This window comes from Micromonospora sp. M51 (genome assembly GCF_018070305.1).
Taxonomy (GTDB): domain Bacteria; phylum Actinomycetota; class Actinomycetes; order Mycobacteriales; family Micromonosporaceae; genus Micromonospora; species Micromonospora parva.
Map to the genome: position 1 here is coordinate 1 of NZ_JAGPXZ010001387.1, position 667 is coordinate 667.

Below are 667 nucleotides of genomic sequence, written 5' to 3' on the forward strand. Positions count from 1 at the left end.
AAGTACGCGCCCGTCGCGAAGGTGAGCCGGTAGGTGCCGGCGGGCAGGGTGTCGGGGCCCAGATCCGGCACGCGGCCGTCGTCGTCGGTGCGGCCATCGGCGAGGATCGCGCCGGTGTCGTCGGCGAGGCTGACCGCGACGCCGCTCGCGGGACGGCCGAGGGCGGCGTCCAGGACGTGCGTGGTGACCAGGCTCATGACAGGAGGCTCCGCAGCCGTAGGCCGGCGATCTCGCGGAGCTCGAGGGCGGTGTGGTCCAGCTCGCCGGCCGGGTCGTTGCCGAGCCGCTTCTCCAGCGCCTCGAGGATCTCCTCGCCGCTGCGGCCGGCCGCCCGGATCAGGAACACGTGGCCGAAGCGCTCCTCGTAGGCCTCGTTGCCGATCCGCAGCCGCTCGGCCACGTCGGCGTCGTCACCGACACCGCTCTGCTCCACCGCGGACAGCTGCGCGTCGGCCCCTCCGCCGCGGTGACGCTCGCCGATCCGGGGATGCTGGGCGAGCGCGCCGGCCACGTCCGCAGGCGCCCAGGCATGGGCGAGCTGGTCGGCGTGACCCAGGAGTGTGTCCAGGTCGGCGTAAGGGCGGCCCGAGACCACCGCGCGGACCCAGGAGTCGACGTCGGCGGCGGACCTGACGACGTCGTCCGCCTCGTCGGGGCTCGCGACGTT

2 protein-coding genes are annotated in these 667 nt (G+C 74.7%); both read right to left on the reverse strand.

The genetic code is table 11. From position 1 onward, the window contains the following. The coding region (locus KBX53_RS34995) for a hydroxyisourate hydrolase (RefSeq protein ID WP_210864038.1) at positions 1-197 on the reverse strand (197 nt) is incomplete at its 3' end. Then, the coding region (gene uraD / locus KBX53_RS35000) for a 2-oxo-4-hydroxy-4-carboxy-5-ureidoimidazoline decarboxylase (protein WP_210864039.1) at positions 194-667 on the reverse strand (474 nt) is incomplete at its 5' end. The genes KBX53_RS34995 and uraD, both read right to left, overlap by 4 nt.